The following is a 14081-nucleotide window of genomic DNA, read 5'->3' as shown; positions in this document are numbered from 1 at the left end:
TTGTCTGCCGGGCTGAGTTCGCAGCCCGGCATTTCTTCCCTTACAGATACACCACGCTAATGGTCGCCTGACCATCAAACTCGGTATCTTCCGTCAGTGACAGGTTCTTCAGGTTTTCAACCGCCAGCGAGACGTTCAGCGGGAAAGAGACGCTGGTCACCGCCATTGGCTCCGTTTTGCCCGTGGACGCTACGCTCATCAGGCCCAGGTTTTTATTCGCGATGGTGCCACCATTGGCTTTCTGCCAGCGACTCATTCCCACGCCTGCGGTCACCGCGGTACGAATGGGCTCAACCGCGGACCCGTTGGCCGTTACCTCTCCCGTGCTGGTGTAAATGGAATAGGCACCGATGTTTTTGCCATCATGGGTTTTACCGAGGCCAAAGGTAGCCATGCTGCCCCGCAGTTCGCCGCCGTTTGACGTGGCGTTCATCACCTTCAGATTTGAGCTGCTGCCCGTGCTGGCGTTAGAGTCAGTGCGGTTATCCGCAATGCTCCAGCCCACTTTCGTTGGCGTTGGGCAGGTGATGGTTAACGTCAGCCCCTTTTCACCCAGCTGCGTTGTCTGAGTCTGAGAGAGATCGCCAACCTGCACGGTGCCAAAATCGATCGTCCCATCGTTGCTGAGTTCTGGGGTACAGGAGTTGCTGGTCAGCGAGGCTTTCACCTTCAGCACCGCCGTATCCCCCGCATGAGCGCAGGTCGTGACCAGCGCCAGTGCGGCGACCAGGAGATTTTTTTTCATGGTTAATCCTTAACATAGATAAAATGAATATTAAACTGCATGGACGGAACCACGCGTTTTAATGGTTATTTTTTCTTTCTATTCACCTGGATAATTAATCCAGCAATGAATTCTTTTAGTCTGCCGTTAATAATTCCCATGCAAGGATGCTCTCCAGCTCCGTATTATCGGAGACCCGGCGCAGCAAAGTATCATTAAGGACAGGGGTAATTTTTATCGTCACGCTCATCTGCTTGCCGCGCACCGGTGCGGCATTCTGCCGGGCTACCAGGCCTTCGTTGCTTTTCAAAAAGACCTTTTCTTTGGGACTATCCGTTGAGGTGAATCCCACCCGGTCAGTGGTTTTCACAACATCGTAGCGCTGACCATCAACCGTCATTTTGTCCGCCACAAGCGCCAGCCGGCCCTCATCACCAAACAGAACGCCGCCGTGGAGCCCTGACGTCGACTGCATGAAAAGCGCCATCACGCGGGGCCGTGGGCAAAACACGTTCACCATGACCTCCCTGGCGGGCATGCGGTTCCAGTTTTTCCGCGAGGCGGCAATATCATCCTGCTTAAACCGCCCAAACGAGACCGTAGGCTGGGAGAGGGCAATCTGGCATTCCTCGCTCAATGCTCCGGAGGAAAAGAGTAATGCCAGACCGCAGAGCATCACGTTGATTATTTTCACTGGCACGTTCCTTCTGCTTTTTCGTAATAGGCGTCTTTGTCTTTCTCTTCATTCAGTGAATAGCTGATTTGGCAGATTCGGGTCATATTGTCGTCCACGACATAGAGCGCGGGCGTCTCTGACGCATCGGGAATAAATACGCTGCCGTTATCCATTACGCTGACAATATAATTGCTCTCCTTATCCACGATACTCAGCCCTCTTTCGAGCCAGCTCCCGCCGGGACGTTTAACCTGCAGCATGACGCGACGGGTGTTCAGCACCTGGAAATCGACCTGCGCGAAGGAGCCATACGCCGCGGAAACGGTCTGAATGCCGTTGGATAAATCCATGCCCTGCGGCAGCGAGCTGGCGTTGATAACGATCTGCGATTTTTGCCACTCCCGCAGGCCGGGGACCACCGCCTGCCCCCAGTAGTTGGTCCAGACGGTACCGTCTGGCGTGGCGATCTCAATCCCGCTCTCCGGCTCGCTCAAACGCGCAATGCCGAAGGTCTCTTTGATCGGATAGGGCGCAAAGGTGACGCCATGACGATGCAGCGCGATACCGCCACTCAGGGAGGCGCTGTAGTTATGCTGATTTCCGTCGCTGAGACCGGCAGACAAGCCAAGCTGGGTGTAGTGCAGGTTGGTACTAATGTTGCCGTTGAAGGCGTTGCTCTTATCGTCGTTATCGCGATCGGCAGAGATGTTGTAATTGAAGTTCGAGCCGATGGCGCCGCTGTCCTGAACCCCATAGTTCTGTTTTTTGTCCTGCCTGCGCATATACGTGCTGACGCGATCTTCACCCAGCGGGACGATCAGGCTGACATAAAAGAGATCGTCATTATTGCCGGCGTTGTTCTCAGCATCGCTGCTGTTCATGGCGTGCTGCCAGTTTACGGACAGTGAGCTTCGCCCCAGGCTCTTACTCCACGAGGCCATCAGATAACGGGTGTCGCTGCTGCTTTCGTCACCCGAATTCGCGCTGTACTGCAACGATAAAGAACCGATGTACTCGTTATTCCAGCTCAGGCTCGCGTTCCAGGAATTCTCATAGCTTTGCGCCTCTTCATCCATGGCTTCAGTAAGCTCGCGAAAGCCGCCGTTGAACTGGGATGCACTCAGCCCCAGCGTAAGCTGTGCGGGGAGGAGAAGGTTGCTGCTGAGCTCAACCTTACTGCCCTTTTGCGGGTCGTAGAATTGGGACTGGCTCAGCAATACGCTCGGCGAAATAAGCCAATTTTCGTTTACCGTCCAGTCAATCTTTGCGCCTGTCGCCTGATATTTCTCAGCCAGAACGCCTGCGGCCAGCGCCGTCAGATAGGGGGTTATGCTCGTCCCGTCGGAAATATTGAACACCCACGGCGAGCTATTTTCATCACCGCTGTCGCGAACCTGCCCAAAGGACAGGCTTAACCCCTCGGCGCGGTTGCTGCCGGTGACGTTAAGCGAGGAGGAGGGCACGGTAAATTGCGTTGTCGTCCCATCGGTTTCAACGACGCTGACGTTCAGGTCAACGTTACCGCGCACAATGGGTACGTCCGAGAGGGTAAACGGCCCCGCGTTGACCAGCGACGAGTAGATCACCTGGCCCGACTGGCGCACCTCAACGCGGGCCTGATGCGTACGGGCAATGCCCGAAACCTGAGTAACCTGAAAATTAGGTTGAAGGCTCGTCTCCGGCATAAGCTGCGCCCCGGTGATTTGTGCGCCGCTAAAGAGTGCTGAACTGGCGTTAATTTGCCCTACCTGAACGCGCATCTTCCGCTCTTCAAAAACGTGCTCTGCGTAGGTATAGAGATTCTCGGCAGTGCGGGTGCCGTTATCATCCGTGAGGATGTAATTGCTGCGCAGCGTCCAGTTCGCAAGGTTGATGCCGGTGCCAATATTTCCCTGTGAAAAGGTACTGTTTGCGCCGCTACCGTATTCGTTGTAGTTGCTGAAAACGCTGTAGTTAATTAAGCCCGCGGTACCGCCGTGGGCGTAGTATTTGGCGGCATAGAATCCGGTATCCATCGCTTCCGCCGGGACAAAAATTTCCAGCGACTCGGTATTTGGTAATAAGGTGACCGTGGCGGTGGGGTAGTCCGTACGCAGATCGTGGCACTTTTCTTTTTCGCTGACGTTCAACGGTAAAAGACCCGCTGCGCTGGTGAAATCATTATCTACGCAAAGCTGCCCCTCGTCGCCAATCCGAACGGCCAGACTGCCTTTTTCAATACCGTTGATGCTGACCCGCACGGCATGTTTTCCCGGCAGATAGCGCTGAGCCTCAGAAAAATAGTGGGCGAGGTTGGTACTGATACCGCGCGTCGCCAGAATATCGGTATTGAAATCTAAATCGGACGCATAGAGCGCCGAAGACGGCAGTAATGCTGCTACGACTACCGTTTGGCGCATCCTGTTGCGCAAAGAGTGCTCCATCACTGCTGCATCCCTGACGTATCAGCGGGTGAGAGGGGCGGTGTAGTCGTCCACCTCAATCCCATAGCGGCTTGCAGGGCTGAACTTCACGGCGTTATCGGTACCTGCAATCGGCTTGTCCGTTTGCACTTTCATCGTTTCGCCCGGCAGGATAAAGGTCTTGTTGACCAGCCCCGCGGTTTGCGACGGCAGCAGCGTAATGGCGGTAGAGAAGCGCACCACGTAGGCCGAAGTATTACGCACCTGCACCTCTTTCCCTTCTACTTTCCAGGTCAGCAGTTTCCAGGCATCTGTGACAACCGGCAGGTTTTTCGGATGGATCAGTACCGGCAGGTCCTGACGGAGGTTAATACCAACTTTGACGTTTTTATCTTTGCTCCTGGGAGGAATACCCTCAAATACCACGCGCTTATAGTGCTCAACGGTAAGGGGTTCTGTGGTTTCAAGAATAAAACGGACCTGCTGTTCCTGACCCGGTTCAAGTCGTACAACAGGCTGCGTCACGTTGAGCTTCACCCCGTTGTCTCCTTCAATATCATTGATGGAGGTGTAGAGCAGCGCCGGAGTGGCGTCGGTATTTTTCACGCTCATTACGCCGCCGTGGTTTGCTTCATCAATCATCAGCAGGGTGGTTTCAGGCACCATGCCAGCAGCGAACAGTGTGGTTGGGACGGCGAGCGCAAGAATGGAAAAGAGAAAGGGGTTTTTCATTATTCTGGTCATGATTTTATATGCGTTATGAAAATGAATTAAAACTCTCCATTTCCATGGAGAGTTTCGGATGGGGCGTCTGAATTACAGATACACCAGCGTAATGGTGGACTGGCCGTCGAGGTCGGTCTTGTCAGTCAGCGTCAGGTTTTGGCTTGGCGCAATCGCCAGCGCGATTTTCAGCGGGAATGCCGCAGTGGTGAATGCCAGTGGAGCACGTTCACCGGTTTTAGACACGGTCATCACGTCGGTTCCATCATTCATGATGATGCCGCTAGTCCATAGGTTTACCCAACTTCTGCTGCTGATGGTGCCGCCAGTGTACATGGATGCTGCGATAGGCTGAGCAGTTGCACCGTCAGCGGTAACCGCATTCATATAAGTTGAGACGGAATAACCACCGATGTTTTCACCCGCGCTGGTTTTACCTACACCGTTAAGCTGATATGAACCATATGCCTGTGAGCCGCTGGCAGTGCCGTTGTCCACATGGAACTCGCTTGAAGACTTATTGGCACCTGCGTTGGAATCCGCGCGGTCGTCTTTGATGGTCCAGCCAACACGTGTAGCGGACTGGCATTTAATAGTCAGAGTGACATCTTTATGACCCGCCTGGTACGCCACGCTGGAAGAGAGAGAATCCAGACCCACTTCACCGAAATCTGCCAGTCCGCCATTGGTGATTTCCGGCACGCAGCCAGCGCTGGTCAGCGTACCCTGAACTTTCAGCATCGCGGTTGGTTCAGCATACACGGCGGTCACCGCCATGGATAAAACGGTAGCAAGAAGAAGCTTTTTCATTGTTTTTCCTTAACCATATAAAGAACGAAAAACGGAGATTTTTTTAATCTAATTACAGCTTGCTGATTGATAAGTATCAGATTTACAAGCGCTGCCGATTCTAGTAATGATTGATGTAATTAAATAATTAGTTTTTCTTACACCGATTTTGAGATTAATTCATGTTTGTATTAACGCTTCTGGCTACATGTAATAATAAAGAAACGGCGGAAAGATCCGCCGTTAAATACAATGCTTGTTACTCTTAGAGATAAACCAGAGTGATAGTTGTTTCACCGCTCAGCTGTGCTTCGTCGGTAGTGGTCAGACGGTCGGTATTGACGATTGCCAGCGAAACTTTGAATGGGAAGACCACGTTGGTGATGGCCAGCGGGGAGTTATAACCCGGTTTGGTGACGGTCTGAATTTCGGCGTTACCGTTAGCAATCACGCCTGAACTCAGGTTACGCCACATATATTCGCCGTTGCTGTTGGTGTAGGCCGGTGCATAAATAGCCTGAACCGGCATACCGTTGGCGGTGATGTCGTTGATGCGGGTGCTGATGGCATACGCTCCGATTTTATCGCCTGCCGCCGTGGTGCCCACGCCGTACGTTGTCCCTGCACCAAACACATCACCGCCGTTGTCTTTGGCATCGCGAATGTAAAACTCGCTAGAGCTCAGGTCGTTAGCCGCATTAGAGTCTTCTTTATTATCCGCAATACTCCACGCTACTTTTGTCGCTGACGGGCAGTTAATGGTCAGAGACATGTCTTTGTGGCCCATCTGGTTGGTCTGGGTAGGAGACAGCTGGTCGAGAGCAATCGTTCCGAAATCAATTGATCCGCCGTTGCTTAACTGCGGCGTACATGAGGGGTTGTTCATTTTGCCCTGAACTTTCATTACCACGCTGGAGTCTGCCAGGGCTGCCGACGAGGCCATGGCAATTAGCGTTGCGAGAAGAATTTTTTTCATTGTTATTCCTTAACCAATAATAGATAAATTGTATAAATTATCGAGAAGTCATTAACTTGCGTGTCTGCAAGTGCACGAATTCTATTAAGGGTTGTTGTTATTTCCGCAATGAGAATTTCTAATCTTTGTTTTGAGTTTTATTAAAGGCTGTAAATACATTTATGAATGTATTTACATTTTGAGCGGCGAAATGAAAAAAGGCGGTAGACTATTACCGCCTGCAAATATAATTACTTCACTGCCTGCGCAATCCACGCCGATAATTCCCGTAATTCTTTTTCCTGCCCGGGAAAATCGCCAATTAACGCGTCGCACTCCTGCTGCAGCATATCCGCCCGATACAAACAGCCCTGCAAGCGAGCCGCCAGCGCCTCTAACGGTGCCGGATTCAGGCTGTCCGTAAACACCTGCGTGCGGGTGATATGGCCTTTCTCGACGTCAAAATGCAGCTCCACGCCGCCCCAGGTAAAACGTTCGTCCAGCAGGTGAGAAAACGCCGGTGCCTGGCCGAAGTTCCACTCCCAGCTGCTCTGGCGGGCAAAGGTTTCGGCGAAGTTGGGCAGATCCGGGGTCTTATCCGGCGAAATCACTTCCGCATCCACGCGCTCGCCGTAATGTTCAAAGAACGCTACACGGATCGCCTCGCAAATCTGCTCGTGCGTAATCCCCGGCAGCAGCTCCACCAGATTCGCCACGCGTCCACGCACGGAGGTGATCCCTTTGGCCTGCAGCTTTTTCTTGTCCGGGTTCAGGTAGTTAGCGAGACGGCTGAGATCGGCGTTCAGCAGCAGGGTGCCGTGGTGGAACCCGCGATCCATGGTTTCGCGGTAGGCGGAGCCGGAGACCTTTCGGTCGCCCTCGGGGGTTTTCACCACCAGGTCGTTCCGTCCGGACGCCTCCGCCGTTACGCCGAGCGAATTCAGCGCGTTGAGCACAATCGAGGTGGAGATGGTTTTGTCGTATTCAGGTTTGCCCGCCATAAAGGTAAAGCAGGTATTGCCCAGATCGTGAAACACCGCGCCGCCGCCGCTGCTGCGGCGCGCCAGACGGACGTTGTCCTCTTCCATACGCCGCGTATTGCACTCTTTCCACGGGTTTTGCGCGCGGCCAATGACCACCGTATCGGCGTTGCGCCAGAGAAACAGCACGCGCTGGGTGGCGGGCATCTGGCGGAAGATGCACTCTTCCACCGCGAGATTAAACCAGGGATCGTAGGAGTCAGAGATAAGCAGGCGTAACGTCGTCATGGCAGAGTTCCTTTTCCGAATCGTTCGCCTACTTTATCACTATTCCTTCTTCTCGCTCTCTTCGTCTTCGGGAACCGACCTGCTGGCGGTCAGCAGGAACGGCGACTGCTGCCAGCGGGTGCGCTTGCCCTGCAGCAACGTGCGCGCCAGCACGACGCCAATCGCCAGCGAGAGCAACAGCATCAGGCGCAGAATATTGGTGGTGTTATCCACCTGCTTGGCTTCGGTCGGCAGGGTGTGAGTATCCAGCGTCAGGCGCAGATAGCCCAGCGGGCCGTTTTTGCCCTGAACAGGTTCGACGATCTGCTGGTTGAAGTAGCCACCGGCTTTTTTGCCGTCCAGCGCCAGCCTGTCGCGCACGTCGACGTGCTCACCGGCGCGGGCAATCAGGTCACCTTTTTCATCGTACACGCCCGCATCCAGAATGCGGCTGTTTTCCGTGAGCTGACGTAAGACCTGGCCTATCCGCTTATCGTCCGGCGTCTCGGTGCGCATCAGGGGCGCAACGTTAAGCGTCACCTGACGCGCCAGCGTGCGGGCCAGCTCTTCAAACTGCGGGTTGCGCTGCCGCTGATGGTTCTGACTAAACCACGATGCCCCCTGCATCAACGCCACTAACAGTGCGAGACAGGAAAGGACAATCACGGCGCGATGAAGCCGGAATTTCAGTTTTGCGCGAGCCATATTCCACCTGCTGAAAATTTAGGGCTTAATGTTGCCAGAAGTGATGGTTACAGGGTAGCCTCATGCGTTATTTTCCCTCTGGAACCTTCCGGCGCGAACGAATTTACAGGAGCTTTAATGCCGAACATTACCTGGTGTGACCTGCCAACGGATGTCTCTTTATGGCCAGGATTGCCGCTCTCGTTAAGTGGCGATGAGGTGATGCCTCTGGATTACCACGCTGGCCGTAGCGGCTGGCTGCTGTACGGACGCGGCCTGGATAAGCAACGCCTGACCCAGTATCAAGCGCGGCTGGGGGCGGCGATGGTCATCGTCGCGGCCTGGTGCGTGGAAGATTACCAGGTCATCCGCCTGGCGGGTTCCCTGACGCAGCGCGCAATGCGTCTGGCGCATGACGCCGGGCTGGACGTTGCGCCTCTCGGCAAAATTCCGCACCTGAAAACGCCTGGTCTGCTGGTGATGGACATGGACTCCACCGCTATCCAGATCGAATGTATTGACGAGATTGCTAAACTGGCAGGCAGCGGCGAGCTGGTGGCGGAAGTCACCGAGCGCGCGATGCGCGGCGAGCTGGACTTCACCGCCAGCCTGCGCCAGCGCGTGGCGACCCTGAAAGGGGCTGATGCCAACATCCTGCGCCAGGTGCGCGACGTGCTGCCGCTGATGCCGGGGCTGACGCAGCTGGTGCTGAAGCTCCAGTCCCTCGGCTGGAAAGTGGCAATCGCCTCCGGCGGCTTCACCTTCTTCGCGGATTATCTGCGCGAGAAACTGCATCTGACCACAGTGGTGGCTAACGAGCTGGAAATCATGGACGGCAAGCTGACCGGCCAGGTCATAGGCGACATCGTGGATGCCCAGTACAAAGCCAACACCCTGACACGCCTGGCGGAAAAGTATGAGATCCCGGTCGAACAGACCGTCGGCATTGGCGATGGCGCAAACGATCTGCCGATGATCAAAGTTGCTGGCCTTGGCATTGCCTACCATGCCAAACCAAAAGTGAATGAAAAGACGGAAGTCACTATCCGTCACGCTGACCTGATGGGGGTGTTCTGCATTCTCTCCGGCAGCCTTAATCAGAAATAACGAGGTAAACCGTGGCGAAAGCTCCAAAACGCGCATTTGTCTGTAATGAATGTGGTGCGGATTATCCGCGCTGGCAGGGGCAATGCAGCGCCTGTCATGCATGGAACACCATCACCGAAGTGCGTGGTGTGGCGGCTTCGCCGAGCGTGGCCCGCAATGAGCGCCTGAGTGGCTATGCGGGCAATGCAGGCGTGTCGAAGGTCCAAAAACTTTCTGATATCAGCCTGGAAGCGCTGCCGCGCTTTTCCACCGGCTTCAAGGAGTTTGACCGCGTGCTCGGCGGCGGCGTGGTGCCGGGCAGCGCGATCCTGATCGGCGGTAACCCCGGCGCGGGGAAATCGACCCTGCTGCTGCAAACGCTTTGCAAGCTCGCCGAGCAGATGAAAACCCTCTACGTCACGGGGGAAGAGTCACTCCAGCAGGTGGCGATGCGCGCGCACCGTCTTGGCCTGCCGACGGGCAACCTGAACATGCTGTCGGAAACCAGCATCGAGCAGATCTGCATGATCGCCGAAGAAGAGCAGCCGAAGCTGATGGTGATCGACTCCATCCAGGTGATGCACATGGCGGACATTCAGTCCTCGCCGGGCAGCGTGGCGCAGGTGCGTGAAACCGCCGCTTACCTGACGCGCTTTGCCAAAACGCGCGGCGTGGCGATTGTGATGGTCGGCCACGTGACCAAAGACGGCTCGCTGGCGGGACCGAAGGTGCTCGAACACTGTATCGACTGCTCCGTGATGCTCGACGGCGACGCGGATTCCCGCTTCCGCACCCTGCGCAGCCACAAGAACCGCTTTGGGGCGGTGAACGAACTGGGCGTGTTTGCCATGACCGAGCAGGGGCTGCGCGAGGTCAGCAACCCGTCGGCCATCTTCCTGAGCCGCGGCGATGAGATCACCTCCGGCAGTTCGGTAATGGTACTGTGGGAAGGGACGCGTCCGCTGCTCGTCGAAATTCAGGCGCTGGTGGATCACTCGATGATGGGCAACCCGCGGCGCGTGGCGGTCGGTCTGGAGCAGAACCGACTGGCGATCCTGCTGGCGGTGCTGCACCGTCACGGCGGCCTGCAGATGGCGGATCAGGATGTGTTCGTCAACGTGGTTGGCGGGGTGAAAGTCACTGAGACCAGCGCAGACCTGGCGCTGCTGCTGGCGATGGTCTCCAGCCTGCGCGACAGGCCGCTGCCGCAGGATCTGGTTGTGTTTGGCGAAGTGGGTCTGGCCGGGGAAATCCGTCCGGTGCCGAGCGGCCAGGAGCGCATCTCCGAGGCGGCAAAACACGGCTTCCGCCGGGCTATCGTTCCGGCAGCTAACGTGCCGAAAAAAATCCCGGAAGGGATGCAGGTCTTTGGCGTTAAGAAACTCGCAGATGCGTTAAATGTCTTTGACGACTTATAATTACGTATTCGATTTTGCAGGAGGCACCGTAATTTATGTCATCATTTGACTACATCAAAACCGCCATTCGTCAGAAGGGCTGCACGCTGCAGCAGGTGGCTGACGCCAGCGGCATGACCAAAGGCTACCTGAGCCAACTGCTGAACGCCAAAATCAAAAGCCCCAGCGCGCAGAAGCTCGAAGCGCTGCACCGTTTTCTGGGGCTCGAATTCCCGCGTATGCAAAAGAACATCGGCGTGGTGTTCGGCAAGTTTTACCCGCTGCATACCGGGCATATCTATCTTATTCAGCGCGCCTGTAGCCAGGTGGACGAACTGCACATCATCATGGGTTACGATGAAACCCGCGATCGCCAGCTGTTTGAAGACAGCGCCATGTCGCAGCAGCCCACCGTGCCGGACCGCCTGCGCTGGCTGCTGCAGACCTTTAAGTACCAGAAAAACATTCGCATTCATGCCTTTAACGAAGAGGGTATGGAGCCGTACCCGCACGGCTGGGACGTGTGGAGCAACGGCATCAAAGCGTTTATGGAAGAGAAGGGCATTACCCCTAACTGGATCTACACCTCTGAAGAGTCCGACGCGCCGCAGTTCCGCGAGCATCTGGGCATCGAGACGGTGCTGATCGATCCGAAACGCACCTTCATGAACATCAGCGGGGCGCAGATCCGCGAGAACCCGTTCCGCTACTGGGATTATATCCCGACCGAAGTGAAGCCGTTCTTCGTGCGCACGGTGGCTATTCTGGGCGGCGAGTCGAGCGGTAAATCAACGCTGGTCAACAAGCTGGCGAACATCTTCAACACCACCAGCGCGTGGGAGTATGGACGCGATTACGTCTTCTCTCACCTCGGCGGCGACGAGATGGCGTTGCAGTATTCTGACTACGATAAAATTGCCCTCGGACACGCCCAGTATATTGATTTTGCGGTGAAATATGCCAACAAAGTGGCGTTTATCGATACCGATTTCGTCACCACCCAGGCGTTCTGTAAAAAGTACGAGGGGCGCGAGCACCCTTTCGTGCAGGCGCTGATTGACGAATACCGCTTTGACCTGGTGATCCTGCTGGAAAACAACACGCCGTGGGTAGCGGACGGCATGCGCAGCCTCGGCAGCTCGGTGGACAGGAGAGAGTTCCAGACCATGCTGGTGGAGATGCTCAATGAGAACAACGTTGAGTTTGTGCATGTGGAAGAGTCGGATTACGACACCCGCTTCCTGCGCTGCGTCGAGCTGGTGAAGGAGATGATGGGGGAGCAGGGTTAACACTTGCCCCTCACCCTAACCCTCTCCCCAGAGGGGAGAGGGAACGATTACACCCTCGCCCCTTTGGGGAGAGGGCCGGGGTGAGGGGGAACAAACCACTCAAAACTCAACCACCAGTTTCCCTCGCATATGCCCCTCCAGCACTTTACGGTGCGCCTCGGTAATGCTTTCCACACTCAGTCCGTGTAGCGTTTCGCTAAGCGAGCTTTCGACCACGCCGTTATCTATTAGCTTCGCCACCTCGTCTAAGATCTCACCCTGACGCGCCATATCCGCCGTCTGGTACATGCTGCGGGTGTACATAAATTCCCAGTGCAGGGCGGCAGATTTCGATTTCAGCTTGTCCTGGTTCAATGGATGTTCATTCTCAACGATGGAACAGATATGCCCCTGCGGCGCAATCAGTTCGCTGACCGCATCCCAGTGCCCGTCGGTGTCGTTGAGGATGAAAATGTAATCCACAAAGGTGATGTCCTGTTTTGCCAGCTCGCCTTTCAGATCGCGGTAGTTCACCACCGCGTCAGCCCCACGATCGCGGCACCACCGGGCGGAATCTTCTCGTGAAGCGGTTGCAATAATCTTCACCTTGCTCTTGTGCTTCGCAAAGGGGATCGCCAGCGATCCCACGCCGCCCGCGCCGCCTATGATCAGCAGCGTTTTGTCCGCGTCGGCATTCTGAATGTTCAGCCTTTCAAACAGGCCTTCCCACGCGGTGAGCGCGGTTAAGGGCAATGCAGCGGCAGCCGCCCAGCCGAGGCTGGCAGGCTTGTGCCCGACAATGCGCGCATCTATAAGCTGATGCGTGGTATTGCTGCCCGGGCGGGTGATGTCGCCCGCGTACCACACCTCGTCACCCGGTTTGAAGCCGGTCACGCCAGCCCCCACGGCTTTGACGACCCCGCTGGCATCCCACCCCAGAATTCGCGGCTCGTTCAGCCCATTTTTGGCGATGCCTGCATGCACTTTGGTATCAACCGGGTTAATAGATACGGCTTTCACCTCTACCAGCAGATCGTGTTCACCAGGGGTCGGCATCGGCGGGGTGATTTCAATGAAGCTGGAAGGATTTTCTGGGTTAACGGCAATGGCTTTAACAGACATGGTGTGCTCCTCATGGAATGCGTTTTGTTGAGGCTAGTCTATAAAGTGGCCAGCTGCATGATAAGATGGACAATCATGAACTCAGCGTTCGTAAAGGGTGAACAATCATGTTTAAGCAGCTTCAGGATATGGCGCTGTTCGCGCTGGTGGCGGAGATGGGCAGCTTTACCGCGGCGGCGCAGAAGGCCGAACTGCCGAAATCCAGCGTTAGCCAGCGAATTAGCCAGCTGGAGCAGCAGGTGGGGATCCGCCTGCTAAACCGCACCACGCGCAGGATCAGCCTGACGTTTGCGGGCGAGCACTATCTGGTGCACTGTCGCGAGATGCTGGCGGCCAGCGAGCGTGCAGAGTATGCCATTCAGCGGCTGCGCGAAAACCCGAGCGGGCGTCTGCGGATAACCTGTCCAGCGGGCATTGGCGCGACGCTGCTGGCGCATATGAACGCCGAGTTCCAGCTTCGCTATCCAGACGTTTCGCTGGACGTGTCAATCTCTGACGACGTGGTGGATCTGGTTGAGTCCGGTTTTGACGTGGCGCTGCGCACCGGCAAGCCGCAGGACTCCTCTCTGATTGGCAGAATGATCGGACACTGCCCGCGCTACATGCTGGCCTCGCCGGACTATCTGGCGCGTCGGGAGCCGTTAATCCATCCCCGTCAGCTGGTGGATCACCGCTGCATTACGCACCGGGCGTGGTCGGAGTGGCTGCTGCGAAGCGAGGGTGAGGATTACCGCTACTTGCCGGATAACGCCCATATGACCGATAACCTGGTGTACGCCCGCGAATGCGCGATTGCCGGGGCGGGGATCACGCTGTTACCCGCATTTCTGCTGGAAGATAAGATCGAAAAAGGGGCGCTGGTTCAGGTGCTGCCGGAGTGGAGCGTTGAAGGTAACGATCTCTGGCTGGCCTATCCGAGCCGTAAGCTGAATTCGCCTGCGCTGATGAGCTATATCGAGTTTGCGATGCAGTTTGATGAGGGGAAGCGGTATTACGTGGGAGGGTGAT

General features: G+C 55.8%; 13 protein-coding genes. 4 read left to right on the top strand and 9 right to left on the bottom strand.

The genetic code is table 11. The features are described 5' to 3' along the window. Positions 1-40: 40 nt before the first annotated feature. From OSH03_RS13680 to OSH03_RS13645, 8 genes are all read right to left on the bottom strand, one after another. Positions 41-745 carry a DUF1120 domain-containing protein gene (locus OSH03_RS13680; protein WP_266179317.1) on the bottom strand — a complete coding sequence of 235 codons (705 nt, stop codon included), beginning with the start codon at positions 743-745 and terminating at the stop codon, positions 41-43. Positions 746-860: 115 nt separating this feature from the next. Next, positions 861-1418 (bottom strand): DUF1120 domain-containing protein, encoded by a 558-nt coding sequence (locus tag OSH03_RS13675; RefSeq protein WP_266179316.1) that lies wholly within the window; start codon positions 1416-1418, stop codon positions 861-863. Beyond that, positions 1415-3811 (bottom strand): fimbrial biogenesis usher protein, encoded by a 2397-nt coding sequence (locus OSH03_RS13670; RefSeq protein ID WP_420909759.1) that lies wholly within the window; start codon positions 3809-3811, stop codon positions 1415-1417. The genes OSH03_RS13675 and OSH03_RS13670 overlap by 4 nt, the downstream gene beginning before the upstream one ends. Positions 3812-3844: 33 nt before the next feature. Continuing rightward, positions 3845-4534, bottom strand: a complete 690-nt coding sequence (locus OSH03_RS13665; RefSeq protein ID WP_266179315.1) for a fimbria/pilus chaperone family protein — start codon at positions 4532-4534, stop codon at positions 3845-3847. 84 nt (positions 4535-4618) lie between these two features. Beyond that, positions 4619-5335 carry a DUF1120 domain-containing protein gene (locus OSH03_RS13660; protein WP_266179314.1) on the bottom strand — a complete coding sequence of 239 codons (717 nt, stop codon included), beginning with the start codon at positions 5333-5335 and terminating at the stop codon, positions 4619-4621. A gap of 244 nt (positions 5336-5579) precedes the next feature. Next, positions 5580-6290 (bottom strand): DUF1120 domain-containing protein, encoded by a 711-nt coding sequence (locus OSH03_RS13655; RefSeq protein WP_253540638.1) that lies wholly within the window; start codon positions 6288-6290, stop codon positions 5580-5582. 230 nt (positions 6291-6520) lie between these two features. Further along, on the bottom strand, positions 6521-7537 hold the full coding sequence (lplA, locus tag OSH03_RS13650; RefSeq protein ID WP_266179313.1) for a lipoate--protein ligase: 1017 nt from the start codon (positions 7535-7537) through the stop codon (positions 6521-6523). A gap of 39 nt (positions 7538-7576) precedes the next feature. Then, positions 7577-8221: a YtjB family periplasmic protein gene (locus OSH03_RS13645; protein WP_061099298.1), complete on the bottom strand. Its 645-nt coding sequence runs from the start codon at positions 8219-8221 to the stop codon at positions 7577-7579. 117 nt (positions 8222-8338) lie between these two features. Between OSH03_RS13645 and serB the strand changes: the two genes are divergently transcribed. Genes serB through nadR form a run of 3 tightly spaced genes read left to right on the top strand, consistent with a single transcriptional unit; the run spans position 8339 to position 11972 of the window. Beyond that, on the top strand, positions 8339-9307 hold the full coding sequence (gene serB, locus OSH03_RS13640; protein WP_266179312.1) for a phosphoserine phosphatase: 969 nt from the start codon (positions 8339-8341) through the stop codon (positions 9305-9307). 11 nt (positions 9308-9318) lie between these two features. Continuing rightward, positions 9319-10704, top strand: a complete 1386-nt coding sequence (gene radA, locus OSH03_RS13635) for a DNA repair protein RadA (RefSeq protein ID WP_003856523.1) — start codon at positions 9319-9321, stop codon at positions 10702-10704. A 35-nt stretch (positions 10705-10739) separates the two neighbouring features. Next, positions 10740-11972: a multifunctional transcriptional regulator/nicotinamide-nucleotide adenylyltransferase/ribosylnicotinamide kinase NadR gene (gene nadR, locus OSH03_RS13630; protein ID WP_045259507.1), complete on the top strand. Its 1233-nt coding sequence runs from the start codon at positions 10740-10742 to the stop codon at positions 11970-11972. Between the two features lie 99 nt (positions 11973-12071). Here the strand turns inward: nadR and OSH03_RS13625 are convergent, their stop codons facing one another. Next, entirely contained in the window at positions 12072-13073 is a 1002-nt protein-coding gene (locus OSH03_RS13625; RefSeq protein ID WP_266179311.1) for a zinc-binding alcohol dehydrogenase family protein, read from the bottom strand. A gap of 107 nt (positions 13074-13180) precedes the next feature. On the opposite strand from OSH03_RS13625, the gene OSH03_RS13620 reads away from it, so the two are divergent. Continuing rightward, positions 13181-14080 (top strand): LysR family transcriptional regulator, encoded by a 900-nt coding sequence (locus OSH03_RS13620; RefSeq protein ID WP_266179310.1) that lies wholly within the window; start codon positions 13181-13183, stop codon positions 14078-14080. Position 14081: the final 1 nt, after the last annotated feature.

The organism is Enterobacter nematophilus (assembly GCF_026344075.1).
GTDB lineage: Bacteria > Pseudomonadota > Gammaproteobacteria > Enterobacterales > Enterobacteriaceae > Enterobacter > Enterobacter nematophilus.
The sequence above is the reverse complement of the archived record's forward strand: the minus strand, read 5'-3'. Positions and strand labels throughout refer to the sequence as shown.